We start from the raw sequence: 24,379 nt of genomic DNA, 5'->3' as shown, positions 1-24,379 counted from the left end.
CTGGCTCATGGTTTGTGCGCGTGCGCACGGCGCGCGCCGGCCGCGCAATGGAGACTGGGGCCACAGGAGGTCACCATGCCCGAAGGCCCATCCATCGTCATCCTCGCCGAAACCGTGCGTGCGTTTGAAGGCCGCACCATCGCCGCCGCCAGCGGCAACAGCAAACTGGTGCCGTTCGACGAGCTGCCTGGCCAGCCCATCCTTTCCTTGCGCAGCTGGGGCAAGCACTTCCTGATCGAGCTGCCGCTATACACGCTGCGCATCCACTTCCTGATGTTCGGCAGCTACCGCATCGACGAGCGCAAGGACAACGCCGCGCCTGTCGCTGCAATTCGAGGAAGGCGGCGAGCTGAATTTCTACAGCTGCTCGATCAAGCTGGTGGAAGGCGAATTAGAGAAAGCCTACGACTGGCGCAGCGATGTCATGGCCGATGCATGGAGCCCGCGCCTGGCGCTGAAAAAACTGCGTGAAAATCCCGAGCGTTTTGTCTGCGATGCTTTGCTGGATCAAAATATTTTCTCTGGTGTTGGCAATATTATCAAAAACGAAGTATTGTTTCGTTTGCACATTCACCCTCTCTCCATAGTAATTAAATTGCCTCAAGGCAAATTACGCGAGTTGGTGAAACAAGCCCGCCAATATAGTTTTGAAAAGCTTAATGAGAAGTCCTGAAACAGCATTGGCAGGTGCATAACCGCCGTGACTGCCCGCGCTGCAAGATTAAGTTACATAGGGCGCATTTAGGGCTGACCAACCGGCGCAGTTTTTGGTGTGAACGTTGCCAAAAGCGTTACGGCGACGCAGTGGTGTTGTAAAGATTTAGCTAATCCAGTATTGCCTGTTGTTAATAGGAATAGGTCAGACTACAATCGGTCAGATGCGCCTAAAAATTGCGCATCACCCAGGACTTTGTGTCACATTTGGAATTTGCCAATATGTCTTTCTTGTCTTCTGCTACGCCCAAACTTGCGCCGTGGAGAATCCTGCTGGTTGATGATGAACCCGATATTCATGACATCACCAAGCTCACCCTGAGCCGCTTCCGCCTGGAAGGTCGCGGTCTGACCTTCCTCCACGCCTATAGCGGCGCCGAAGCCAAGGAAGTCCTGTCCAAGGAAAAAGACATCGCCCTGGTCTTCCTCGACGTAGTGATGGAAAAGGAAGACTCCGGCCTGGAAGTGGCGCGCTGGATGCGCCAGGACCTGGACAACCAGTTCACCCGCATCGTGCTGCGCACCGGCCAGCCTGGCCAGGCGCCGGAAGAACGCGTGATCGTCAATTACGACATCAACGATTACAAGGAAAAGACCGAGCTCGACCGCACCAAGCTGTTCACCACCACCTTCGCCGCCCTGCGCGCCTACCGCGACATCATGAAGGTGGAAGAAGCACGCCAGCAGCAGCTGCATTACCGCGAAGGCCTGGAGCGCGTGATTTCCGCCTCGGCCCACATCTTCCAGGCGCGCAACCTGAAAGACTTCGCCAACGGCCTGCTGCAGCAAGTGGTCGCCCTGCTGCGCCTGGAACAAAGCATGCTGGTACGCCTGCGCGGCGCCACCGCCGTCAGCGGCGACAGCGCCTACGAAGTGCTGGCCCAGATCGGCCAGGACGAAGGCTCGCTGCTGACCCCGGAGCTGCTGGACCAGCTGAAGGATGCCGAAAGCAACCGCATCTCGCGCATGACCGGCGACACCTTCGTCGGCTACTTCCCGAACAGCAGCGGCAAGGCGTCGCTGCTGATCCTGAAGGGCGTGGACGAGATTTCCGAGATCGACCAGAAGCTGCTGCAAATCTTCTGCAGCGGCGTGGCGATCGCCTTCGACAATATCCTGCTGACCCAGGAAATCACCGACACCCAGGCCGAGCTGATCATGCGCCTGGGCGATGTGGTGGAATCGCGCTCCAACGAAGCGGGCAACCACGTGCGCCGCATGGCCGAGTTCTGCCATTTGCTGGCGACCGCTTCCGGCATGCCGGAAGAGGAAACCGCCGTGCTCAAGCACGCCGCGCCGATGCACGACATCGGCAAGATCGCCACCCCGGATTCGGTGCTGCTCAAGCCAGGCAAGCTCGACCCGGCTGAATGGGAAATCATGAAGCAGCACCCGGCGGTCGGCCTGTCGATCCTGGACGGCTCGCAGCGCCCGATCCTGAAAGCCGCCGCCGTGATCGCCCACCAGCACCACGAGAAGTTCGATGGCAGCGGTTATCCGCAAGGCCTGAAGGGCCACGACATCCACGAATACGCCCGCATCGTCGCCGTCGCCGACGTGTTCGACGCCCTGATGCACAAGCGCTGCTACAAGGACGCCTGGCCAGTCACCCAGGTGGTCGAGCACATGCGCGAAGTCGCCGGCAAGCACCTCGACCCGAAATACGTCGAGCTGCTGATCGACAATATGGACAAGGCACTCGCCATCAACGAACGCTTCCCCGACTAATTAATTCCCCCCCAAAAAAACGGCGCTTTCGGCGCCGTTTTTTTTCGTTCATCCCGCCTTGCGCTGGTCGCGCGGGAAGCGCAGGTGGTAGTGCAGGCCCATGCCGGGCGAGCTGACCACTTTCACCGTGCCGCCCAGCGGGCCGGTCACCAGGTTGTACAGGATGTGCGCGCCGAGGCCGCTGCCGCCGGAGCCGCGCTTGGTGGTGAAGAAGGGGTCGAACAGCTGCTGCAGCGTGGTCGAATCCATGCCGACGCCGTCGTCGCTGTAGTCGAACAGGATGTGGTCGCCATCGAGCTTGCCGGTGATGCGGATGCTGCCTTGCTGCCCCTCCTCAAAGCCGTGCACCAACGAGTTCACCACCATATTGGTGACGATCTGCGACACGGCGCCGGGGAAGCTTTCCAGATTGATGTCCTGCGGGCAGTCGACGCTCACTTCGATCGGCTTGCCTTTCAGCTTGGGCTGCAAGGACAGCAGCACTTCGTCCAGGTATTTGCGCAGGTTGAAGTGGCGGATGTTGTCGGAGCTCTGGTCCACCGCTACCTGCTTGAAACTGCGCACCAGCGCGGCGGCGCGCTGGGTGTTGGTGGTCATGATCTTGAGCGACTGGTCGACCGTATCGAAGAACTGGTTCAGGCCGTCCTCATCGAGCGCGCCATCGGCCAGGTCGAGGCGGCACAGGCGCAGCTCTTCCACCAGGTGGCTGGTGGCGGTGACGCAAATGCCGAGCGGGGTGTTTATTTCGTGCGCGACACCGGCCACCAGACGGCCCAGCGAAGCCAGCTTCTCCTGGCGCACCAGTTCGGTCTGCGCGGTCTGCAACTGCGTCAGCGCGGAGGCCAGCGCGGTGTTCTGTTCTTCCAGTTCGGCCTTGGCGCGGCGGATCGCGAGGTCGGCGCGGGTGCGGGCAATCGCGGCGGCGGTATGGTTGGCAACAAAGGCCAGGATGTCCATCTCGGCCTGGGTATAAACCACCGAGGCGTCGTAGCTTTGCACGATGATCACGCCCAGCGCCTGCTCACCCACGAGCATCGGCACGCCGATCCAGCTGGCGATGCCCTGGTTGCCCAGCGGTTCGTTGATTTCGCCGCTCGCCATCAGGCTCTCAAAGGTCGGGCCGTCGAGCAGCATCGGCTGACGGCGCTTGAGCACGAAGGAACTCATGCCGATGCCGTACTCGAAGCGCTTGACCGGCGCTTCCATATCCTTCTCATCGACAAAATACGGGATCGAGATTTCGTCGGTCTTCGGGTGATACAGCCCGATCAGGAAGTTGCGCGCGGTAATCAGGCTGCCAACGATTTCGTGCAGGCGGGCATACAGCTGCTTGGCGTCCGACTCGGCCGAGGCGGAGGCGGACAGGCTGGCAATTTCATACAAGGCGCGCTGCAGGCGCTCCTGCTTGCTGCGCTCGGCCACTTCGCGTTCCAGCTCCAGGGTGCGCTCGCGCACGGCGCGCTCCAGGCGGTCCATGCTCTGCAAGCCTTGCAAGGCGCTGGAGACGTGGTTGGCGATCTGGGCGAACAGGGCCTGGTCTTCTTCGCTGTAGGTATGTTCCTTGTCGTAACTCTGGATCACCATGGCGCCGATGACTTCGTGGCTCTGGTCCAGCAGCGGGCAGCCGACCCAGTGCTCGGCCACGGTGCCGACCCCGAATTCTTCGTTCTCGTCGCGCGCGCGCTGCTCGTCGCCGGTCATCACCAGGCGCTGCTTGTTCAGGATCACCCAGGCGGTGGGCGACTGGTCGGGCGTGGCCAGCTGCACCAGCACGTCTTTGTAGGGATGGTCGTCCACTTCGTCGACGAAGTAGACGAAACGCACGGCATTGCCGGGGGCGTCGCGGTCGCTCAGGGCGACGTAGAAGTTGGCGGCGTACATGATGCGGCCCAGGGCCGCGTGCACCGATTGCAGGAAGACGGTGATGTCGGTGCAGCTATTCGACAGCTGCCCAATTTCGAGCAGGATTTCCTGGACGGCCTCCAGGCGGCGCAGACGGCTTTCCATCTTTTTCCCAAGGTTTACATGCGTCTGGGCAATATAGCAGTTGGCGCGCATGCAAGCCAGTGGAAAAAACAAAGCCCGCTGGGATAGCGGGCTATTCGGGAATTACGCGTATTAATGCAGAGACATTGCCGGCCGCCGCGGCGGCATGATGGGCGGCCCTAACGGTGTAATCCGCGGGTCGATGGCCGGTTCCGGCGTCTGGTATTTGAAGGGATTGATGATAATCGGTGGAATCGTCGGTGGTGCCGAAGGGGGGCCTTTCGGGCCGCCGCCTGAGCAATCCAGTGCGCTACGCTGGCGCAGTTCGCTATCGATTCCCAGGAGCAACGATTGGCTCCCGTCTCTTACTAGCCAAGCCATATTCCCCTCCATCTCAGAGATCGGATATTCAGTATAGACAAAGGGTCAATGAATTCAAGCCGCCATCTCATCCTTTCCATTCATCACGTGAAAACCACCGTTCGTCGCAATCCGATGGCTCGGCAGGGCCGCCGGGCCTACAGTGACACCATGTTCAACGCCAAGAGGCCCATCATGAAAAAGGTACTTGCCATCTCCCTGCTGCTGTTTGTGTCGTGCATGCTCGCAGCCTGGCTCACCATCGACACCAACGACCTGATCGTCTCCGTGGGCGATGAAGATTTCGATGGCCCGCTGGCCGCCTTGCTGGGTACCGTGATCGCCGGCGGCGTGTTTGCGATCCTGGCGGTGGTGATGACGGTGGTGGCTGTCGTGGTCGGCTTCGTCATGGCCGGCGTCGGCGTGCTGATGGTGTTCTTCCTGGCCCTGGCCGCCCTGGTCGCGATGGCCGCCATCTCGCCGCTGATGCTGCCGATCCTGATCCCGTTCGGCATCTACTGGCTGCTGAAGCGCCGCGACCGCAAGGCTGCCGCTGCCGCTAGCGCACCGGCCCTGGAACACTCGCCGGCCTGATCTCCTTGTCGGGTGCTAGAATGCAGTTGTTAATTAATTAACTGACACTCCATGCGCCCGACTCTCCCCCTGCTCTTATCCCTGGCCTTCGCGGCCCCCGCCTACGCTGACAAGCTTGACGACGCCATCCTGGCGGAAATGAAACGCAGCCACATTCCCGGCGTGTCGATCGCCGTAGTCAAGGATGGCAAGATCATCCGCGAGCAAGGCTACGGTTACGCCGACCTGGAACACAAGGTCAAAGTCACCCCCAACACCATCTTCCAATCCGGGTCGGTCGGCAAGACCTTCACCGCCGCGCTGGTGATGCTGCTGGCGGAAGACGGCAAGCTATCGCTGGACGATCCTATTTCGAAGCACCTGGCGGGAACGCCTAAGGCGTGGGAAGGCATCACCGTCCGTCACCTGCTGTCGCACACCTCAGGACTGGGTGATCCATACGCCAAGCTGGACCTGACCAAGAACTACAGCGATGAGGAATTAATCGCGCTGGAGGCGGACATTCCGGTGCTGTTCGCACCGGGCGAAAAATGGTCGTACTCGAATATGGGCTACCACCTGCTCGGCTTCATCTGCAACAAGGTGGGCGGCAAGTTCTACGCGGACCAGCTGCATGAGCGCATCTTCGCGCCGCTGGGCATGGGCACGCGCATTATCAGCGAAGCCGACATCATCCCGCACCGCGCGCGCGGCTATGAACGCAAGGGCGGCCAGCTGGTGAACCAGTCCTGGGTCGCGCCGCGCCTGAACACCACGGCCGACGGCAGCCTGTACCTGACAGCGCGCGACCTGGCCAAGTGGGACCTGGCGCTGTACGGCGACAAGGTGTTGCCGGCCAGCGTGCGCAACGCCAGCTGGACGCCGGCCAGGTTGAATGACGGCAAAGCCACCGAATACGGCTACGGCTGGCAGCTGTGGGCCCGCAACGGCCACCGCGCCATTGCCCACGGCGGCGCCTGGCAGGGCTTCCGCGCCCAGTTGAGCCGCTTCGTCGACGACCAGCTGTCGGTGGTGGTGCTGGCCAATTCCGCCACGGCCCGTGCCAACAAGCTGGCCGACATCGTCGCCGCGCACTACCTGCCTGCGCTGGCGGTGATCGCGCAGGCGCCTATAGCGGAAACCGAACCGGCCGTGGCCGAGCGGGTGCGCCAGCTGTTCGCGCAGCTCGCCGACGGCAAGCAGCCGGACGGCTTGAGCGAAAAGGTGGCACAGCGCCTATCGCCGGAATTCCTCAAAATGGTGTCGACCGATCTGCGTGAATGGGGCCCGCTGCGCAAGGTGGAGGCATTGGAGCGCAGCACCGATGGGGAGCTGCGCAAATACCGTTACCGCTTGAGCTATACCAGCGGCACGATGGTGGTCGACCTGGGCCTGGGTAAGGCCAATCAAGTCGACCAGTTGGGCATGCGCCCCGACTAATCAGCCCTCGACGCGATTGCGGCCGCCGCGCTTGGCGCGGTACAGCGCATGGTCGGCCCGCACCAGGGCCGCGTCGCCGCTACGGTCCGCCGCCGCCATGCTGGCAATCCCCACGCTGACCGTCACCGCAATGCTGCTGCCGTTATGCTTCAGAGGAGTGTCGGCGATGCGCTGGCGCAGGCGCTCGGCGAACGCGCGTGCCGCCTCCAGGTCGGCGCCCGGCAGCAATATCGCAAACTCTTCGCCGCCGACGCGGCCCAGCATGTCGATCTTGCGCTGCGAGTCGCGCATCAGTCCCGCCAGGTGGCGCAGCACGGCGTCGCCCCAGTCGTGGCCGTGGGCGTCGTTGATATCCTTGAAGTGGTCGATATCGAGCATCAGCACGGCGGCGCGGCCGCCGACGTCGCGCTGCAGGCGGGCCTGTTCATCTTCCAGGCGCGCCATGAATTCGCGCCGGTTCGGCAAGCCAGTCAGGAAATCGGTGGTGGCCAACTGCACCAGTTCATCGTTCATGCGTTTGCGCTCGGTGATGTCGATGGTGGAAACGATCACGAAGTCCAGCGCATGCTCGTGGCCCGGCATGACCAGCAGCGTCACTTCATTCTGGCGTTCGACGCCATCCAGGCGCAGGAAGCTGCCCTCGGCCTGGAACAGGTGCACGCCGTTCTCCAATGCCAGCAAGGCTTGCGCAAAGACCTTCAGCGCGGCGGGCGAAAAATTCTGGACCAGGCCAAGCCGGCCAAGCTCCTGGCGCGACGGATAGGCGCCCACCTGGGCCAGCGCCGCCGCGTTGACGTCGGTAATGCGCACCAGGCCGGCCAGGCGCTGCAGTTGGCTGGGATTGTTCTGCAGCCACTGCGCGATGTCGTCGACCCCGGATTCCGCCAGCTCCTGCAAGGCATGGTGGGCAGCCGACCAGTCCTGCTGCCACAGCGCCACCGGTGCGTGGTCGTACAGGCTGCGGAAGCGCGCCTCGCCCACGCGCAGCGCGTCGGCGGCGCGCGCCTGTTCGATGGCGATGCCGGCCAGGCTGCCCGCCTGGTCGATCAGGGCCAAATGCGCCACGCTGGGGCGCTGCGGTTCGCGGTGGTAGATGGCGAAGGCGCCCAGCACCTTGCCGTTGGCGCCGCGCACCGGTTCCGACCAGCAGGCGCCCAGCCCGGCGCGCGCCGCCAGCTCGCGGTACGGCGCCCACAGCGGGTCGCTGCGGATGTCTTCCACGATGACGCGGCTGTTGCTGGTGACGGCCTTGCCGCAGGAGCCGTTGCCGTAGCCGACCGGCAGGCCGTGGATCGCGTCGTTGAAGAATGGCGGCAGGCTGGGGGCGGCGGCAACGTACAGGTGCTTGGCTTCCTCGTCCAGCAGCATCACGCTGCACATCGTGCCGGGGTTGGCCGCTTCGATGCCGCGCAGCAGGCTATCCAGCACTTGCTGCTGCGGCGCGCCGGCGGCCAGCAGTTCCAGCACCTGGTGGCGCGCTTCTTCGCGCCGCTCGTTCAGGGTGCGCTCGGTGATGTCGCGGAAGGACCAGATGCGCGCCGGTTCGCTGCCCAGGCGCAGCGGGCGCGTGGTCAGCTCCAGCACGCGGCCATCGCGCATTTGCAACTGGCTCCGGCATTCATCGTCGTCCAGTTCGCGGCAGGCGCTGGCCTGCAGGAACAGGTCCGGCTGCTCCAACTGGCTGGCCATATGGCCCAGCAGGATGGCGCCGTCGTTCTGCCAATCCATTTGTTCGGGCACATTCCACAGCTGGCGGAAGCGGCGGTTGGAATTCAGCACAGTGCCGCGGTAGTTGTCGACCAGGATGCCATCCACCGTGGAATCGAGGATGCTGCGCAGGACGGCCTGGCTGCCCTGCGCATGCTCCGCCATCGCGAGCAGGGTTTCCTGCCCTTCGCGCAGTTCGTCGGCCATGCGGTCGCTGTGGTCCAGCGCCACGCGCAGGCGCTGGCGGCTTTCGGCCAGCACATAGGCCAGCAGCGCCAGCACGATGCTGAGCGCCGCGCCGCCGATGGCGATGGCGCGCGGTTTGTCCGACAGCACGCCATTCACCCTGGGCAGGGCACTCACCTGCAAGGTCCAGCGCCGTCCGGCCAGGCTCAGTCGCTTGACCGTGCGGTGCGCCGCCTCCCCTGCCACGCGCGAGGAACTGTCGAACATGCGTGTGCTGTCGTTGAGGTCATCGCCATCGTAAATCTCCACGTCCAGGCCGCGCAGCACGTCATGGCCCAGCGCCGCCATCACGTCGCCCATGCGGAACGGCGCATACACCCAGCCCTTGAGCGCATTGCGCCGCTGCGCCAGGGTATAGCGCCCTTGCCCGTTGTGGTAGATCGGCAGCGCCACGATAAAGCCGGCCTGGACCGGGTCGGACACTTCCTGCTTCAGCAAGATCTTGCCCGTCATGGTCGGCAGGCCGGAATCGCGCGCCTGTTCGAAGGCGGCGCGGCGCACCGGTTCGGACAGGCCGTCGTAGCCGAAGGCCTGCAGGTTGCTGCCGCTGAACGGCTCGAGGTAGACCACCGGCGCGTACTGGCTGCGCTGGCCCGGCGGGTTGATGGTGTAGTCGGGGAAGCCTGCGGCGCGGATGGTGGCAAGGTGCGCTTCGAGCTGCGTACCCGGCACATAGCGCATATAGCCGATGCCCTGCAGGCCGGGGAAATTCTGCGGCAGCTCCAGGCGTTCGATATAGGTGCGGAATTCCTCGCGCGCGACGAAGTCGGAACTGGCGAACAGCCCCTGCACGCCGTACAGCACCTGCACGTAGGCCTGCATGCGCACGGCAACATTGTTGACCAGCTCACGCGCGCGGTACTCGAAATCGGCATTGGCGTCGCGTTCGGCGTCGCCATGCGCGCCCCACCAGACGCTGGCGGTGGCCGTCAGGCAGACAGCCGCCACCAGGCCCGCCAGCAGGCGCGGACGGAGCAGTCGTTGCAGGAGCGGGTTGGCTGGCGGCCTTTCCATACCTGCATATTAGTTTATTTACGGCAAATTATCGACCAAGAGTCGCCTGGAACAGACGATAACCGCGCGCGCGCAAATCGCAGGCCGGGCAGGAGCCGCAGCCATAGCCCCAGTCGTGCAGCTCGCCGCGTTCGCCCTTGTAGCAGGTGTGGGTGTCGGCGCGGATCACATCGACCAGCTTCTGTCCGCCCAGGCGCTGGGCCAATTCCCAGGTTTGCGCCTTGTCCAGCCACATGAGCGGGGTTTCCAGCTTGTTGCGGGTGTCCATGCCGAGGTTGAGCGCCACTTGCAGCGCTTTCATCGTGTCGTCGCGGCAGTCGGGGTAGCCGGAGAAGTCGGTTTCGCACATGCCGCCCACCAGCACGTTCAGGCCGCGGCGGTAGGCCAGGGTGGCGGCCACGGTCATGAACAGCAGGTTGCGGCCGGGGACGAAGGTATTCGGCAGGCCGTTTTCCTGCATCACGATCTCGATGTCTTCGGTCATCGCGGTGTGCGACAGTTGCGAGATCAGGCCCAGGTCGATCATATGGTCTTCGCCCAGGCGTGCGGCCCACTCAGGCTTCACGCTGCGCAGCTGTTCGCGCACCAGCGGGCGCTGCGTCAGCTCGATGGCATGGCGCTGGCCGTAATCGAAGCCGATGGTTTCAACGCGCGCGTAGCGCTCCAGGGCCCAGGCCAGGCAGGTAGTCGAATCCTGTCCACCGCTGAACAGGACCAGTGCGGCGTCGTTAGTCAGCATCGCATTCTTTCTTTTGGTATTTTTGTAAATCTTAGAGGTACGCCATCTTCTCTGCTGATCCGGTAACATTCGGTTTCGACATCCAGATCACAGACCACGAATTTTGGCACAAACCGGCATAAAAGTATTGAAGGGGCTTTTGGTGGGCTGCGCGGCCCTGCTGCTGCCCATGCTGGCGGCTGCCCAGGGCTGGGAATACCGCGTGCGCATCGAGGCGCCGCGTGCGCTGGAGTCGCTTCTGGAAGACAACCTGGACCTGGTGCGCTTCCGCAATAACCCGCGCATGGACCGCGACCAGCTGCAGCGCATGCTGCGTTCGGCGCCGGAGCAGATCAAGACCCTGGTGGCGACGGCCGGCTATTACACGCCGGCGGTGAATATCCGTCTCGACGAAAGCGGCACACCGACTGTGACGGTGCAGGTGGAGCCGGGCGAGCCGGTGCTGGTGGGCGAGGTGGAGATTGAACTGGTGGGGTTCGAGTCCACGCAGGCCGCACCGTTCGACAAGGCGGCGCTGAAATCCGGCTGGGGCCTGCCGGCGGGCGAGGTGTTCCGCCAGGATGGCTGGGAAAAGGCCAAGCGCGATATCCTGCGGGCGGTGGTGCAGACGCGCTATCCACGCGCGCAGCTGACGGCCAGCGAGGCGGTGGTCGATCCCGAAACGCGGCGCGCGCTGCTGCATGTGACGCTCGACAGTGGGCCGGAGATGCGCTTTGGCGAACTGAAAATCGAGGGCTTGCGGCGCTATCCTGATTCGGTGGTGCGCAACCTGAACCCGATCGAGCCGGGCGACTACTATAGCGAGGCGGCGCTGCAGGCTTTCCAGGGCAAGCTGCAAGACACCGGCTATTTCGCCAATGTGGAAGTGAGCGCCGACCTGTCGGCGGTGCTGGACGAGCAGATCGAGGCCGCCGAAGACAAGGCGCAAGGCGTGCCGCAGCCTTCCACCATGCCGCCCTTGCCGCTGCTGGTGCGGGTGGTGGAGAACAAGCGCAAGAATGCCAGCGTGGGTGTGGGTTTCAGCACCAATACGGGTGCGCGCGCGTCCGGCACCTACGATGACCTGAACGTGTTCGGGCTGAAGATGAAGAGCGCGCTGACGCTGGAAACCAAGCGCCAGGCGGCGCGCAGCGATTTCTACTTCCCCACGACGGCGGACGGCTATAACGACAGCTTTGGCGCGGCGGTGGAGCGCAAGGATATCGAGGGCGAGATTACGCGCACCGCATCGGTGGCGGCCAAGCGGGCCTGGGGCACGCCGCTGCTCGAGCGCAGCATTTCGATCGAGTACCTGAACGAGAGCAAGACGGTGAACCGGGTGCTGTCATCGCATAGCCAGTCCTTGCCGATCACCTATGCCGCCACCTGGCGCAAGGTGGACAACCTGGTGTTCCCGACCAAGGGCTATGTGCTGAACGCTACGCTGGGCGGTGCGCTGCTGCCGGTGCTGACGGATGAGAAGTTCATCCGCGCCACCGCGCGCGGCATCACCTACCGGCCCTTGAGCGCGAAGTCGACCGTGATCCTGCGCGCGGAAATCGGCGTGCTGGCCTCTGCCCGCCAGGAAGGCGTGCCGGCGACGTACCTGTTCCGCGCGGGCGGCGACAACTCGGTGCGCGGTTATGCCTACCAGGAACTGGGCGTGGAGCGCGGCGATGCGATCGTGGGCGGTCGCTATCTCGCTACCGGCAGCGCGGAATACCAGTACTGGTTCAAGCCGGCTTGGGGCGCGGCGGTGTTTTATGACGCTGGCAATGCGGGCAACTCGTTCAGCGACCTGGCGCCGAAGTCGGGCTATGGCGTCGGTGCGCGCTACAAGAGCCCCGTCGGGCCGATCAACGTCGACGTGGCATATGGCCATGCCACGCGCAAGGCGCGCTTGCACTTCTCGCTGGGGTTCACGTTCTGATGGATACGCCGCGCCAACCGCCCGCCCCGCCTGCGCCACCCGCGCGCCGCAAGTGGCTGCGCCGCACGCTGATCGGCGGCGGCGCGACGCTGGCCGTGCTGGGCGGCGCGGTCTGGCTGCTGGGCCGTGAGACGACCCTGCAGCAGATCGTCGCACAGGTTGCGCGCGCCAGCGGCGGCCAGATTACGGTCACCGGCGTGAGTGGCTCGCTGTATGGCCGCATGCATATTGGCCGCATCGTCTATCGCGATGAATCCAGCGTGCTGACGGCCGATGATATCGACATCAACTGGTCGCCGCTGCAGTATTTCAGCGCCGGAGTCGCTATCAGCGAGCTGCATGTGGCGCGGGTTGAGTCGCGCGCCACCGGGCCATCCAAGCCTGCCGTGATGCCCGCCTCCATCACGCCGCCCTTCCGGCTCAGCGTCGCAGATGGCCGCGTCACCGCGCTGTCCATCGTCGGCCAGGACGGCAGCCGCACCGAGTTGAAGGCCATCAAGCTGCAGCTGCAAGGCGACGGCCAGCACTGGCAGCTGAAGGACGCCACCGCCGAAACCCCAATCGGCGCCCTCGCCGCCAGCGCCGAAATCTCCACCGCCCGCCCGTACAAGGTCAGCGCCACCGCGGCCCTCGCGCCCATGCCGCCCACCAGCGCCCGCAGCCCCGCCGCTGTGCCGTCGGCCCTCGCGCGAGCACCGCGCGGCGACGCCGCAGTTCCGGCTGGCGCAGCAGCCTCCGGCACACTGGATGCAAGCCTGATCCAGCGCAGCGCCACCCGGCTGGAGCTGACCGCCAGCGGCGACCTCGCGCAACTGAAGCTGGATGTCAAAGGCAAATCCAACTATGCCAACGGCGACAGCACCGTAATGCTGGCCCCATTCGATGCCCTCCCGCTGCGCAGCATCCGCCTGCAAGCCCGCGAGGTTGATCCAGCCCGCTTCGACCCTGCCTGGCCGCAAGCCGCCCTCGACCTCGCACTGGAGGCCGCCCTGACAGGCGACAAGCTGACCGGCAACCTGGCAATCACGAACCGCAGCGCACCGGGCCCGCTCGACCAGCAAAAACTACCCCTGCACAGCGCCGCGGCGCAGTTAGGCGGCACGCTGGACAACGCCGCCCTGAGCGGCATCTCGATCGACCTTGGCAACGCCGGCAAATTCACCGGCAGCGGCGCCCTGCGCAGGGTGCCAACAGGCGGCGGCATCGACACCGCCACCCTGCGCCTGCACACCGACCGCCTCGACCTGCGCGGCCTGCACAGCGCCGTCGCCAGCACCACCATCTCCGGCGACATCAGCGCCGAAAGCAAAGGCAAGCTGCACACCGTGCGCGCCGCCCTTGGCGAAGGCAAGCTGCGCCTGGACGCCTACGCCACGCTGCAAGACCTGCTGCTCACCGTGCACCAGGCCCGCCTGCAGGCTGGTCCCGGCAGCGTCAACGCCACCGCAACCGCCAGCCTGAAAGACGACAAGAGCTTCAAGGCCGCCGCCACGGTCAAGCGCTTCGACCCCGCCGCGCTGGGCGACTTCCCCGCCGCCGACCTGAACGCTGAACTGCAGGCCAGCGGCAAACTGGCGCCGCATTGGCGCGCGCAGGCTGACATCGCCATCCAGCCCAGCAAGCTGCTCGGCCACCCGCTATCCGGCAACGCCAAGCTGACCGCCGACGAGCAGCACATCGGCGGCATCGACGCGCGCCTCGCCTTTGCCCGCAACAACGCCACCGCACGCGGCGCATTCGGCGCAGCGGGCGACAAGCTGGAATGGCAGCTCGACGCCGCCCAGCTCTCCGCCATCGACGCGCGCCTGCAGGGCAGCGCCAACGCCAGCGGCATCCTGACCGGCGGCTACCGGGCGCCGCGCACCAGCTTCAGCACCGAAGCCCGCGGCCTGGGCTATCTGCCGCCCGCCGGGTCGCGCGCAGCGGCATCGGCAGCGCAAGCGCCCGCCCGCGCCCTCAGCCCGGCACCCGCATTAGCGGCAGCCGCAGCGCGTACGCCACGCAGCGCCGCAGCCGCGTCGACCGCAGTCCCGCCGGTGCCGGCGCGCAGCGATAGCATCATCCGGGCCAGCGGTGAAGCCACGCTGGCCGGCACGCGCGAAGTCGAACTCACCGGCAGCGCCACCCGCGTCAACCCGGCCAACTTTGGTGTAGCGCTAGCCGGCAACGTCAACGCCGGCTTCAGCGCCACACTGCGCGCCGGCGACAACTGGCTGGCCAATGCCGACCTGCGCCTGCAGCCGGCCTCCACGCTCGGCAACGCCGCCCTGAGCGGCTATGCAAAATTCGCCGCCGGCCCCGGCCGCGTGCAAGACAGCGACGTCGACCTGCGCCTCGGCAGCAACCTGCTGCAAGCCAAAGGCAGCTTCGGCAAACCGCAAGACCGCATCGACTGGAAACTCGACGCCCCGCAACTGGCCGCACTGGGAAGCGGCTGGTCCGGCACCCTGCGCGCCAGTGGCTATGCCATCAGCGCCCCCGGCGCAGCGTCCGCTGCCGCCGCCCCAGCGCGCAGCCCAAGCGCACGTCGCCCCAACGCCAGCGACAGCGCTGCAAGCGCCATCGCCGGCGCCATGCCCACGCTTGGCATCACCCTGGACGGCGCGCACCTGCGCCTGCCCGGCCAGCGCGAGATCTCCGCCATCAAAGGCAGCGCCACCATCGGCACCGCCTTCAAGCCCGACGACCCGCTGCAGGCCGACCTCACGGTCAGCGGCTTCAGCGCCCCGGGCGTCCTGCTGGACCGCCTGCGCCTGCAAGCCGGCGGCACCGCCGGCAAGCACCAGCTGCAAATAGCCGCCGCCAACCCCGACTTCGACGCCAGCACCCGCCTGAGCGGCAGCTTCGCCCCCGACAGCTGGAACGGCAGCATCGACGCCCTGCAAAACAAGGGCCGCTTCGCACTCACCCTGCAAGCGCCCGCCACCCTGCGCATCGCCGCCCGCCCCGGCCAGGGCATCCCCGGCCTGGCCAGACCCGAACAGATCACGCTGGGCAGCGCCGCCGTCGCCATGCCCGAAGGCAGCCTGCGCATCGACACGCTGGAAAAGGACGGACTGCGCTGGCGCAGCAAAGGCAGCGCCAGCGGCGTCAACGCCAGCTACCTCGCGCAATTGTCCGACACCTGGCGCAGCAACGTCGCCAGCACCATGACGCTGGGCGCCGACTGGGCGCTCAACCTCGCAGCACCCGCCGCCAAAGGCGCCGCCCCGGCACTGGACGGCAACCTGCACGTGTTCCGCGAAAAAGGCGACATCACGATCACCGGCGGCGAACGCCCCATCGCGCTCGGCCTGCGCCTGCTCGACGCCCACCTCACCGTCGCCGGCGAACAGCTGCGCACCCAGCTCGAACTGGCCGGCGACCGCGCCGGCAACGCCCGCCTGGAAGCCAGCGCCCAGCTGCGCGACGGCCGCATTCCATCGGACAGCCCGCTCACCTTCGGCGCCAGCGCCAGCCTGCCCTCCATCGCCTGGCTCTCGCCCCTGCTCGGTGTGCAAGGCATGGAACTGAACGGCGCATTGCGCGCCAGCGCAGCGGGCCATGGCACCATCGCCAACCCTTTGCTGGATGGCGAAGTAGTCGGCGAAGGACTGGTCATCAACTGGCCCGAGCAAGGCATCCGCCTGCGCAATGGCGTCCTGCAAGCCAAGGTCGCCGGCGACCAGCTGCAACTGCAGCGCCTGCGCTTCGAAGGGACCGACGGCAATGCGCAGGCCGAAGGCTGGCTGCGTCTGGCCAACGGCGAAATGTCGATGGATCTTAAACTGGCCGCCGACAAGCTGGAAGTCTTCAACCGCCCCGACCGCACCCTGGTCCTGACCGGCAACAGCACCCTGGTGCGCGACGCCAAACACTTCGAACTGAATGGCAAGTTCAGAGCCAACCGCGCCAGCGTTGAACTGCCTTCGCTCGACACGCCGACCATCAGCGACGACGTCGTGATCCTCGGCCGCGATAAACCAAAGCCCGCCGCAGCCAGCGGCCAGCCCCTGAACATCGACGTGGAAGCCGACCTGGGCGACGACTTCACCCTGCGCAGCAAAGGCCTGGACGCGCAGCTGGCCGGCACCGTCCGCGTACGCGTGGCCGAACGCCGCGCGCCGCGCGTGAACGGCAGCATCCGCGTCGTCAGCGGCACCTACGCAGCTTATGGCCAGCGCCTGGCAATCGAACGCGGGGTACTGAATTTCACCGGCGCCTACGACAACCCCGGCCTCAACATCCGCGCCGTACGCAAACGCCCGGAAGGCGATGAACTGAACGAACACAATGTGGAAGCCGGCGTCGAAGTACGCGGCACGGCGCTGGCGCCGGTCGCCAAGCTGGTCTCCACGCCATCGGTACCGGACAGCGAAAAGCTGGCCTGGCTGGTGCTCGGCCACGGCACAGCCGACATGGCAGGCAATGAAATGGGCTTGCTCGGCACCGCAGCCGGCGCCCTGCTGGGCGGCACCGGCGGACCAAGCCTGGCCAACCGCGTCGGCCTCGACGAGCTAGGCGTGAGCCAGGCCAAGGGGCTGGAAAGCACCGTCGTCACCGTCGGCAAAAAACTCTCCTCGCGCGCCTACCTCAGTTTCGAACAAGGCGCGGGCACTGCCACCAGCCTGGTGAAACTGCGCTACAAACTTAACTCACGCGTGTCGCTGCAACTGCAGACCGGCACCAACAACGCGCTCGACGTGCTTTACAACTGGGCTTTCGACTGACCAGGCGGGGCCAGCTCGGGATTGTGGTCCGGCACCGGATCGTCCTGCGGGACAGGATTGTGCGGACTATGCGGATGCACCGGCTCCGGGTGCGGCTGAGACTCATCAACTGGCACCGGCAAGTCAGGTGCGCGATGGGCATGAATGCGGTGTTTTTCCATGGCGGGAACTCCCAAAAACGAGATCACGGGGGACTATTTTACGCCTGCGGGTAAAATCCTTCTTTTTCACGAATTCGTGCGCGCCAATGCAACTGACAGTTACCACCCTAGTCCTGCTGATCCTTGTTCCCGTCATGGTGTGGCGTGTGTACTCGCGCCTGAAGATGGTATTCCGCCGCCAGGAATCCGTAGCGTGGCGCCACTGGGTCGCAGCCGCAGGCTTGCCACTGATGCTGCTCGCCGCCGCCCAATCCATGCTGGGGAATATGCCTTCGCTGTCGATGATGGCCGGCGCTGTGATGGCAGGCGCCTGGCTGGCCTTCTTCGCGCTGAAGAAAACCCGCTTCGAGAATACCGGCACCAAACTGTTCTTCACCCCACCGAGCCGCACCGCGATCCTGGTGTGCATGCTGTTCGTGGCCCGCGCCTTGCAGATTGGCGTTGAGTTCTACGTCAACCGCCAATCCGAACACCCGCGCATCATCAACTCCACCGAGGTCATGCAACACCCGATGACCGTGGTTCCCTTCGGCCTGATGCTCGGCTACCTGGCCGCCTACTCCATCGGCCTGCTGCGCTGGCGCATGTCGCAAAAAACCAACGACTAAGCCAGGTCGGCCAGGGCTTCCTGCACCGTGGGGTAACGGAAAGTAAATCCAGTAGCGAGCAGGCGCGCCGGCGCTACGGCCGCCCCTTCCAGCAGCAAATCGGCCTGCTCGCCCAGCAGCAGGCGCACCGGCCAGCCCGGCGTCGGCATGATGCATGGACGATGCAGCTCGGCCGCTGCGGCTTGCGCGAATTCCAGCTGGGTTGGATGCTGCGGCGCCGTGAAATTCCAGGCGCCGTCAGCATTCGCGCCAAGGCGCCACACGTGCGCCAGGGCGCGCAGCAAGTCATGGAGATGGATCCAGGAATTGCGTTGCCGCCCGCTTCCCATCCGGCCGCCAAATCCCATCCTGAATGGCAGCAGCATTGATGGCAGCGCGCCGGCGTGGCCAAACACGACACCAAAGCGCGTCAGCGCGACCGGCACGCCGTATTCACGCGCACGGCGCGCGGCGGCTTCCCATTCCTGGCACAGCTGCGACATGAAAATGGGCTGCGGCGCTGCGCCTTCGTTCAGCTGCTGTTCATCGTCTTGCGGCTGGATGCCGTAGTAGCCGATGGCCGAAGCTGAGATAAACAGGCGCGGTTTGACCGTAGCGCGGCCAATCCACTCCACCACGCTCTCCGTCAGCGCCACGCGGCTGCGGCGCAGCACTGCCTTGCGCTGCGCGCTCCAGCGCCAACCCAGGATGCGCGCCCCGGCGAGATTGATCACCACATCGACAATCTCGTTCGATGCCAGTTCGGCCATGCTGCCGATCGCCCGTACCTGGCCATTGAATTCCCACGCGGCCTTCTTCGGCTCGCGCGACAGGACGATCACGTGGTGGCCGCAAGCGCGCAACGCAGGCACCAGCGCATGGCCGATAAAGCCGGTGGCGCCGGTCACCAGCACCGTCTGCCGCGTGCCGTCGAAGCGCACCGCTGGAGCCTCGCCAGTGTGTGCCCGGCGCGCAGCCATCGCGTCGCGTAGGCCCGATGCGAACACGCCCACGCCGCAAGCGGCCAGGAAGATGCTGAGCCAGCCTTGCGGCGCGTACGTAAAGCCGGTGGGCGCTGTCATCCACTCCGGTGCTGCCAGCATCAGCAGGCAGATAAAGGCGCCGCCGTTGATGGCCAGCACGGTGTGCGTGATGCGCTCGGACGCTGGCAGCAGGCGGGTCTGGTCTTCCACCACGAAGTCCCACAGTGTCAGGACGATTTCCACGCCAAACAGCGCCAGCAGCGCCATAGCCCAGGCGCCCTGCCACACCCAAGCCGACAGGCCGATGAACAGCACGCCGTAGATGATCGCGCGCAGCGCGTGGATCGCCAGTTCGCGGCGCGCGGTATGGCGCTGCGGCAGCGCTTCGGTCAACTCATGGTGGTAGATGGTGTCGAACGCGCCAAGGCAGCCTTGGGCCGCCATCAGCTGCAGCGCGAGCAAGTGCGTACTCATACGGCCTCCGTGGCAGGTGCGCGGCGATCCAGGATATACAGGCGCCAGATTGCCGGCAGCAGCAAGACCAGGCTGGCGACGTCGATCCACACATTCGCCCACACATCCGCGCGCAGCGAGACCATGATGTCCTGCGGGCCCCACAACAGCATCCCGGCGCCGATCCAGAGCCAGGCGGCAGGCGCGCGATACTTTTCGCCGAAGTGGATCAGGGCCAGCATCCACAGGCCGACGCATTGGATGGTCGGGCCGAACAGCGCCAGCCACCAAGCCTGCTGTCCGTGCGCCTCCGCCGGACCAAGGGCCGCGTGATACCAGCCCAGGGCCGCGGCGCTGGAAATCCACGGCAGCGCCAGGCCCACAACCAAGTGCGCGATTGCGCTGGCATACAGCCAGCGCACCAGCCATTTACGTTCCATGATGTTCTCCAGTAAAGAGCTGGCAACGATCACCATCGCAAGCGCGATGCGCGCTGCCATAGCCGAACCAGCGCGAAACCCGGTAACGGTTGCGGGCCAGGCTGCGGTAGGCCTTGGCCAGCATGGGGCGCAACACAGGCACACGCAGCGGCCAGACCAGCCAGCTGCGGCCCACCAGCGTGTACGCCTCCAGGATGGCGTCGGTGCCGACCAGCAGGCCGCCTTCAGCGTTCACGGCATGCAGCTCGGCATCCATCGCGGCCAGCGTGACGCCCAGCGGGGCAGGATCAAAGTCCGCTTGCGACATGTCGATGAAGGCCAGGCGTCCGTTGCGGTCCCAGCGCCCCAGGCGCTGCATCTCGCGCTTGCATAAAGGGCATTTGCTATCGAAGTACAAAGTCAGTGCGGGCACGCGCCTACTCCTTGAGGAAACGGGCCACCTTGCCGCCCATCTTGAGGAATTTCTGCAGCGTGGCCGGCGGCAGGTGCTTGTAATCCTCATAAGTCGCAGTGAGCATTTCGAGGAATTCCAGCACCTGGTCCATGCGTGCCTTGGTGGCCGGGTCGAGCGCCGCATCCTGTTCGCCCTCGATCGCGCATTCGCGCATCACCGACAGCGTGGGATCGATCTCGCGGCGCTTGCGCTCCTCCATCACGACGCGGAAGATTTCCCATACATCCTGCAGCGCGGTGAAGTGGTCGCGCCGGTCGCCCATCACGTGGACCACTTTGACCAGGCCCCAGCTTTGCAGCTCCTTCAGGCTGTTGCTGACGTTGGAACGCGCCACGTTCAGCGACTCGACAATGTCTTCTGCCGTGAGCGGCGTGTTTGATAAAAACAACAGAGCGTGAATTTGCGCGACGGTGCGATTTACACCCCAGCGGTTGCCCATTTCACCCCAATGCAGAATGTACTTTTGTTCGGTCGGACTCAGAGCCATGGTAAATTTCCTTTATTTCTGTCATTACAGAAATTAAAGACCAGATTTCAAACGATGTCAAATCCGCCAAGGTCGTGTATTCTGGATTACCAGAAATTGATTGCCATGAGGAAATATTCTTATGACGACGTACAACAAGACCGCTAAAGGTCGTGAGGAGATTGCGGCGCGCACCTTCGGGTTGCAGTCGCGGATGCGCACGCTGCTGGTGATGATCGACGGGCGCCATCCAATGGAGCAGTTGCTGCCGAAGGTAACCGGGTTAGGACTCGATGCCACGGCCGTGGCTGACCTGCTGGCACAGGGTTTCATTGAGGAAGGCGAGGCCTTGCCGCCACCGCCTGTGCTGCCTACTGAACAGGAATTGGCTTCGCAATATGCGCAGGCGCGCGCATTCTATGAACGCACCATCGAGCCTACCCTGGGCCTGCGCGGGCAAGTCCTGCAGGCCAAGCTGGAAACGGCAGCCACACTGGAGGACTTGAAGGCGATGCGTATCACCTTCTTCGAAATGGTGAACCGCATCCGCGGCCGGCCTGTTGCTCTGGCATTGAAAAAGGAACTGGACGCCATCCTTGGCGCCGGCGCGCGCGAAGCCGCCTGAAATTGATCCAGGTCATTCCCGGCGCAGCCGGGCTTTCCCATACTGTTTATCAGGAAGGGAGAATTGCCATGACCATCATTGAAAATGTCGGCACGGTGGACCGTGCCTTGCGCATCGCTGTCGGGGTGGGCCTGATCGCGGCCGCACTATTGGACCTGATCGGCCCGTGGGGCTGGATCGGTGTGGTCCCGCTCCTGACGGGGGCAATCAAGTTCTGCCCCCTGTATCGCCTCGTCAGGATCAGGACCAACGATCATCACTGATCACGCGGCAGCGGCCTGGCGCCGCTGCAACACGAAGATCGGCTGCGCCCACTGGGTGTCTTTCTTCTTCTTGCTCGTGATGAGCGTGAGGTCGGAAGGGTCATAGACGTCCGTATTGTGGGTCAGCGGCGTCGTCATCAGGTACTGCGCATCGGTGTTCTTCAGGAACTCGCCGACCAGCTGGATGTTGCGAATGTCCAGGTGGGCGAACGGTTCGTCGATGAACACGAAGCCGCCGGAACCGTCTTCCGACTTCAGCAAGCCAATCAGCAGCACCAGTGACTTCATCACCTGCTGGCCGCCCGACGCTTCGCCGTCGTTCAGGCCGATCGCACCCTTGCCGTCGAACTTGAAGCGCACCTGCAGGCCGGCTTGCGCCAGCAGCAGGTCGTCGTTCTCCAGCTTGACCGGTTCGACGTGCACGTCGATATTGGCCAGCGCGCCCAGTTCCTTGATGTTCGCGGAGTAGGTCTTGATGGTGTAGCGCAGGCGCTCAATGTAAGCGCCGCGTGCATTGGCGGTAGCCTCGATCGCGCGGTTGTTCTGGTAGCGGCGCTCTTCGGTTTCCGATTTCCGGTTCGACAGCTGCTCGTTCAGACGGGCGTACTGGTCGATCACGGTCGCATCCAGTTCCCAGTCGTCGCGCGCCAGCTGCGATTGCAGGCTGGCGATACGCAGGTCGACCTGGTGTGCGTTCTGGTGCTGCTGTACCAGCGCCAAACGGCGCGCAGGACGGCGCCATGCGCCAGGCAAGTGGCGCCACTGGCGGCGCAGCGCCAGCATGGCGCGCGCGTGGTCGGAGCGCTGTTCCATCTGGCGCTTGAAGTTCAGGCGCATGCCGGCTTCCGCTTCGGACAGCGACATGCGGGCGCTTTGCCACGCGGTGTCGGCCTTGGTGCGGGCCACGGTAGCGTTCTTCATCAGGCCTTGCAGTTCGCCCAGGCGCGAGCCCACTTCCAGGCGCTCGGCGCGCAGCGGCACGGCGGAGCGTGCGGCTTCGTCGAACTCCTCGGTACGGGCGCTCAGCTCCTTCACCGCGTCCACGCCGGCCAGACGGGCCTTCAGTGCGGAGGTTTCGGAGGCCAGCTTGGAAATCTGCAGGGTGTACTTGTCTTCCTCGGCTTCCAGTGCCGGCAGGTTTTTCTGGATCGCGTCCATACGCGAGGTCTTGCCGGCGGAACCGAAGCGGTAGCGCGAAGCTTCCACGAACAGCGAGCGGCCACCGCGGCGTTCCTTGTGGTAGGCCTCCGGCGTGATCCACTCTTCGATGTTACCGAGCTTGGCGCCCTCTTCCACCGACTCCACGCGGGTGATGCGCGACAGCTGGTCGATCAGCCATTCAGGGGCCAGGCCGCTGAACTTCACCACCGACAGCAGGCTTTGGTTCTTAGGCTCGTGCGCCTTCACGCAGTCGTTCACGATGAAGTGGCGATAGCGCTCCTTCTCCGCCAAGCGGTAGGCGGCGGAAGCGTCGGACGAGCGCTCCAGCAGCACCACCGAGGCGTAGCCACCGAGCACGCCTTCCACCGCGCCTTGCCATTTCGGATCGGTCACTTCGACGATATCCGACAGCATGGCGTGCGGGATGCCGGCGTCGTTCAGCGCGCGGCGCATGGCGCGCACATTGTCCGGCTCCGGCATGGCGCTCTTGCCTTGCAGGGCGTTGATGGTGGCCTTGTCCTGCGCGATGCGGTTGGACACGGCGTCGCGTTGCGAACGCAGCTTGAGCAGCGCGGTTTCCTTTTCCTCCAGCTCGGCGGCGGCATCGGCCACGTCTGCGCCGGATTCGGCGGCCAGCTTCTGCAGGCGGGACTTCTGTTCGGCCAGCGACTCCAGCGGCTTCAGTTTGCCGTTGATGTGGTTCAGGCGCGAAGTCAGCGCGGTCTGTTCCTGCTCCAGCAGGGTTTCCTGCTGCTGCGCATCCTGCAGCGCCTTGGCCTGCTTGGCTACTTCATTACGCTTGTCGGCCAGCACCTGGTCGGCTTGTGCCAGCGGCTTGCGCGCTTCGCGCAGCTGCTTGCTGATGTTGCCGGCCTTTTCGCGCGCCTCGTGGTATTCCAGCGATGGCAACACTTCTTCCTGCAGGTTGCGGCGTTCCTTGTGCAGGGTTTCCCACTGGTGGTAGTTGGCGACGCGTAGGCGCAGGCCTTCCAGGTTGGTCTTGGAACCTTCCAGTTCGGCCTCGAAGCGCTTCAGCTCTTCTTCGGTATCGCGCTGGTGGCGCTTGGCTTCATCATAGGCGTCCAGCACTTCCTTGTCGCCGAACACCTGGAACACCAGGTCCAGCAGCTGGCGCGGCGCGTATTCGCACAGCTTGTCGGTCTCGCCCTGCTCCAGCGCCAGCACTTTGGACATGGCTTGCGACAGGCCGGCGTTGGCCAGGCGCTTACGGTAGTTCTCCACGCCCAGCCAGTCATTGGCTTCGGTGACTTCTTCAATGTCCACGTTACCGGGGCGCATCAGGTACTGGCGCTTCCAGTCGCCGCCGTTCTTTTCCACCTTGCAGAACAGGGTCACTTCGTCTTCGGCGAAGAAACCGCTGCTGCGGAATGGGCGGTTGGACAGCTGCTTGCCCTGCGGCTTGTTGTCCACCACGGCGCGCAGCCAGGCAGTCTGCTGGCCGCTGTGGCGCGCGTAGTGCTTATAGGTGCGGCCCATCGAGCAATCGAGGCCGAACAGGGTACGCAGCGCGTCCAGCAAGGTGGTCTTGCCGGAGCCGTTCTGGCCCGCGATGGTGATGATCTTGGCATCCAGCGGAATGTTCTTGATGCGCTGCCAGTAGTCCCAGTGGACCAGCTCAAGGGATTTGATTTGGAACATCG

At 64.7% G+C, this 24,379-nt stretch carries 19 protein-coding genes; 10 read left to right on the top strand and 9 right to left on the bottom strand.

All coding sequences use genetic code 11. From position 1 onward, the window contains the following. Positions 1-75 precede the first annotated feature (75 nt). The 3 genes from AAHE99_RS05500 (at position 76) to AAHE99_RS05490 (ending at position 2,442) form a co-directional block, all read left to right on the top strand. On the top strand, positions 76-471 hold the full coding sequence (locus AAHE99_RS05500) for a DNA-formamidopyrimidine glycosylase family protein (protein ID WP_342115237.1): 396 nt from the start codon (positions 76-78) through the stop codon (positions 469-471). Next, a complete protein-coding gene (locus tag AAHE99_RS05495; protein ID WP_342115236.1) occupies positions 425-673 on the top strand; it encodes a hypothetical protein in 249 nt (82 codons plus the stop codon). Before AAHE99_RS05500 ends, AAHE99_RS05495 begins: the two co-directional genes overlap by 47 nt. A 263-nt stretch (positions 674-936) precedes the next feature. Beyond that, on the top strand, positions 937-2,442 hold the full coding sequence (locus tag AAHE99_RS05490; protein ID WP_342115234.1) for an HD domain-containing phosphohydrolase: 1,506 nt from the start codon (positions 937-939) through the stop codon (positions 2,440-2,442). Positions 2,443-2,490: 48 nt separating this feature from the next. Here AAHE99_RS05490 and AAHE99_RS05485 read toward each other — a convergent pair whose 3' ends face one another. After that, a complete protein-coding gene (locus AAHE99_RS05485) occupies positions 2,491-4,449 on the bottom strand; it encodes a GAF domain-containing sensor histidine kinase (RefSeq protein ID WP_342115232.1) in 1,959 nt (652 codons plus the stop codon). Between the two features lie 534 nt (positions 4,450-4,983). Between AAHE99_RS05485 and AAHE99_RS05480 the strand changes: the two genes are divergently transcribed. After that, positions 4,984-5,382: a hypothetical protein gene (locus AAHE99_RS05480; protein WP_342115229.1), complete on the top strand. Its 399-nt coding sequence runs from the start codon at positions 4,984-4,986 to the stop codon at positions 5,380-5,382. 51 nt (positions 5,383-5,433) lie between these two features. Beyond that, positions 5,434-6,801 carry a serine hydrolase domain-containing protein gene (locus tag AAHE99_RS05475; RefSeq protein WP_342115227.1) on the top strand — a complete coding sequence of 456 codons (1,368 nt, stop codon included), beginning with the start codon at positions 5,434-5,436 and terminating at the stop codon, positions 6,799-6,801. Here AAHE99_RS05475 and AAHE99_RS05470 read toward each other — a convergent pair whose 3' ends face one another. Together AAHE99_RS05470 and queC are read right to left on the bottom strand one after the other, a co-directional pair. After that, positions 6,802-9,768: a sensor domain-containing diguanylate cyclase gene (locus AAHE99_RS05470; RefSeq protein ID WP_342115225.1), complete on the bottom strand. Its 2,967-nt coding sequence runs from the start codon at positions 9,766-9,768 to the stop codon at positions 6,802-6,804. Between the two features lie 28 nt (positions 9,769-9,796). Next, entirely contained in the window at positions 9,797-10,507 is a 711-nt protein-coding gene (gene queC / locus AAHE99_RS05465) for a 7-cyano-7-deazaguanine synthase QueC (protein WP_342115223.1), read from the bottom strand. A gap of 127 nt (positions 10,508-10,634) precedes the next feature. Between queC and AAHE99_RS05460 the strand changes: the two genes are divergently transcribed. Both AAHE99_RS05460 and AAHE99_RS05455 read left to right on the top strand, forming a co-directional pair. Continuing rightward, the gene (locus AAHE99_RS05460) at positions 10,635-12,416 is read left to right on the top strand and encodes an autotransporter assembly complex protein TamA (protein ID WP_342115222.1); all 1,782 of its coding nucleotides are present in this window, start codon (positions 10,635-10,637) and stop codon (positions 12,414-12,416) included. After that, positions 12,416-17,125: a translocation/assembly module TamB domain-containing protein gene (locus tag AAHE99_RS05455; protein WP_342115221.1), complete on the top strand. Its 4,710-nt coding sequence runs from the start codon at positions 12,416-12,418 to the stop codon at positions 17,123-17,125. Before AAHE99_RS05460 ends, AAHE99_RS05455 begins: the two co-directional genes overlap by 1 nt. Here the strand turns inward: AAHE99_RS05455 and AAHE99_RS05450 are convergent. Further along, the gene (locus AAHE99_RS05450) at positions 17,104-17,286 is read right to left on the bottom strand and encodes a hypothetical protein (protein WP_342115220.1); all 183 of its coding nucleotides are present in this window, start codon (positions 17,284-17,286) and stop codon (positions 17,104-17,106) included. The genes AAHE99_RS05455 and AAHE99_RS05450 overlap by 22 nt on opposite strands. Before the next feature lie 86 nt (positions 17,287-17,372). On the opposite strand from AAHE99_RS05450, the gene AAHE99_RS05445 reads away from it, so the two are divergent. After that, a complete protein-coding gene (locus tag AAHE99_RS05445; RefSeq protein ID WP_342115219.1) occupies positions 17,373-17,894 on the top strand; it encodes a hypothetical protein in 522 nt (173 codons plus the stop codon). Here the strand turns inward: AAHE99_RS05445 and AAHE99_RS05440 are convergent. The 4 genes from AAHE99_RS05440 to AAHE99_RS05425 are packed head-to-tail and all read right to left on the bottom strand — an operon-like array spanning position 17,891 to position 20,690. Continuing rightward, positions 17,891-19,330: a TIGR01777 family oxidoreductase gene (locus AAHE99_RS05440; protein WP_342115218.1), complete on the bottom strand. Its 1,440-nt coding sequence runs from the start codon at positions 19,328-19,330 to the stop codon at positions 17,891-17,893. The genes AAHE99_RS05445 and AAHE99_RS05440 overlap by 4 nt on opposite strands. Continuing rightward, positions 19,327-19,749, bottom strand: a complete 423-nt coding sequence (locus tag AAHE99_RS05435; protein ID WP_342115217.1) for a cell division protein — start codon at positions 19,747-19,749, stop codon at positions 19,327-19,329. Before AAHE99_RS05435 ends, AAHE99_RS05440 begins: the two co-directional genes overlap by 4 nt. Then, the gene (locus tag AAHE99_RS05430) at positions 19,739-20,161 is read right to left on the bottom strand and encodes a thiol-disulfide oxidoreductase DCC family protein (protein WP_342115216.1); all 423 of its coding nucleotides are present in this window, start codon (positions 20,159-20,161) and stop codon (positions 19,739-19,741) included. The genes AAHE99_RS05435 and AAHE99_RS05430 overlap by 11 nt, the downstream gene beginning before the upstream one ends. 4 nt (positions 20,162-20,165) lie before the next feature. Next, positions 20,166-20,690, bottom strand: coding sequence for a GbsR/MarR family transcriptional regulator (locus AAHE99_RS05425; protein ID WP_342115215.1), 525 nt, complete (start codon positions 20,688-20,690; stop codon positions 20,166-20,168). 121 nt (positions 20,691-20,811) lie between these two features. Here AAHE99_RS05425 and AAHE99_RS05420 point away from each other — a divergent pair, with 121 nt between their 5' ends. Next, complete coding sequence (locus AAHE99_RS05420) at positions 20,812-21,294, top strand: hypothetical protein (protein WP_342115214.1); 483 nt, start codon at positions 20,812-20,814, stop codon at positions 21,292-21,294. A 68-nt stretch (positions 21,295-21,362) separates the two neighbouring features. Beyond that, a complete protein-coding gene (locus AAHE99_RS05415) occupies positions 21,363-21,557 on the top strand; it encodes a YgaP family membrane protein (protein WP_446728895.1) in 195 nt (64 codons plus the stop codon). Here AAHE99_RS05415 and AAHE99_RS05410 read toward each other — a convergent pair whose 3' ends face one another. Further along, a complete protein-coding gene (locus tag AAHE99_RS05410) occupies positions 21,558-24,377 on the bottom strand; it encodes an ATP-binding protein (protein ID WP_342115213.1) in 2,820 nt (939 codons plus the stop codon). Positions 24,378-24,379: the final 2 nt, after the last annotated feature.

This window comes from Pseudoduganella sp. OTU4001 (assembly GCF_038440195.1).
Taxonomy (GTDB): Bacteria; Pseudomonadota; Gammaproteobacteria; order Burkholderiales; family Burkholderiaceae_D; genus Rugamonas.
Note: the sequence above shows the minus strand (reverse complement) of the source record. Positions and strands in the feature narration are given on the sequence as shown.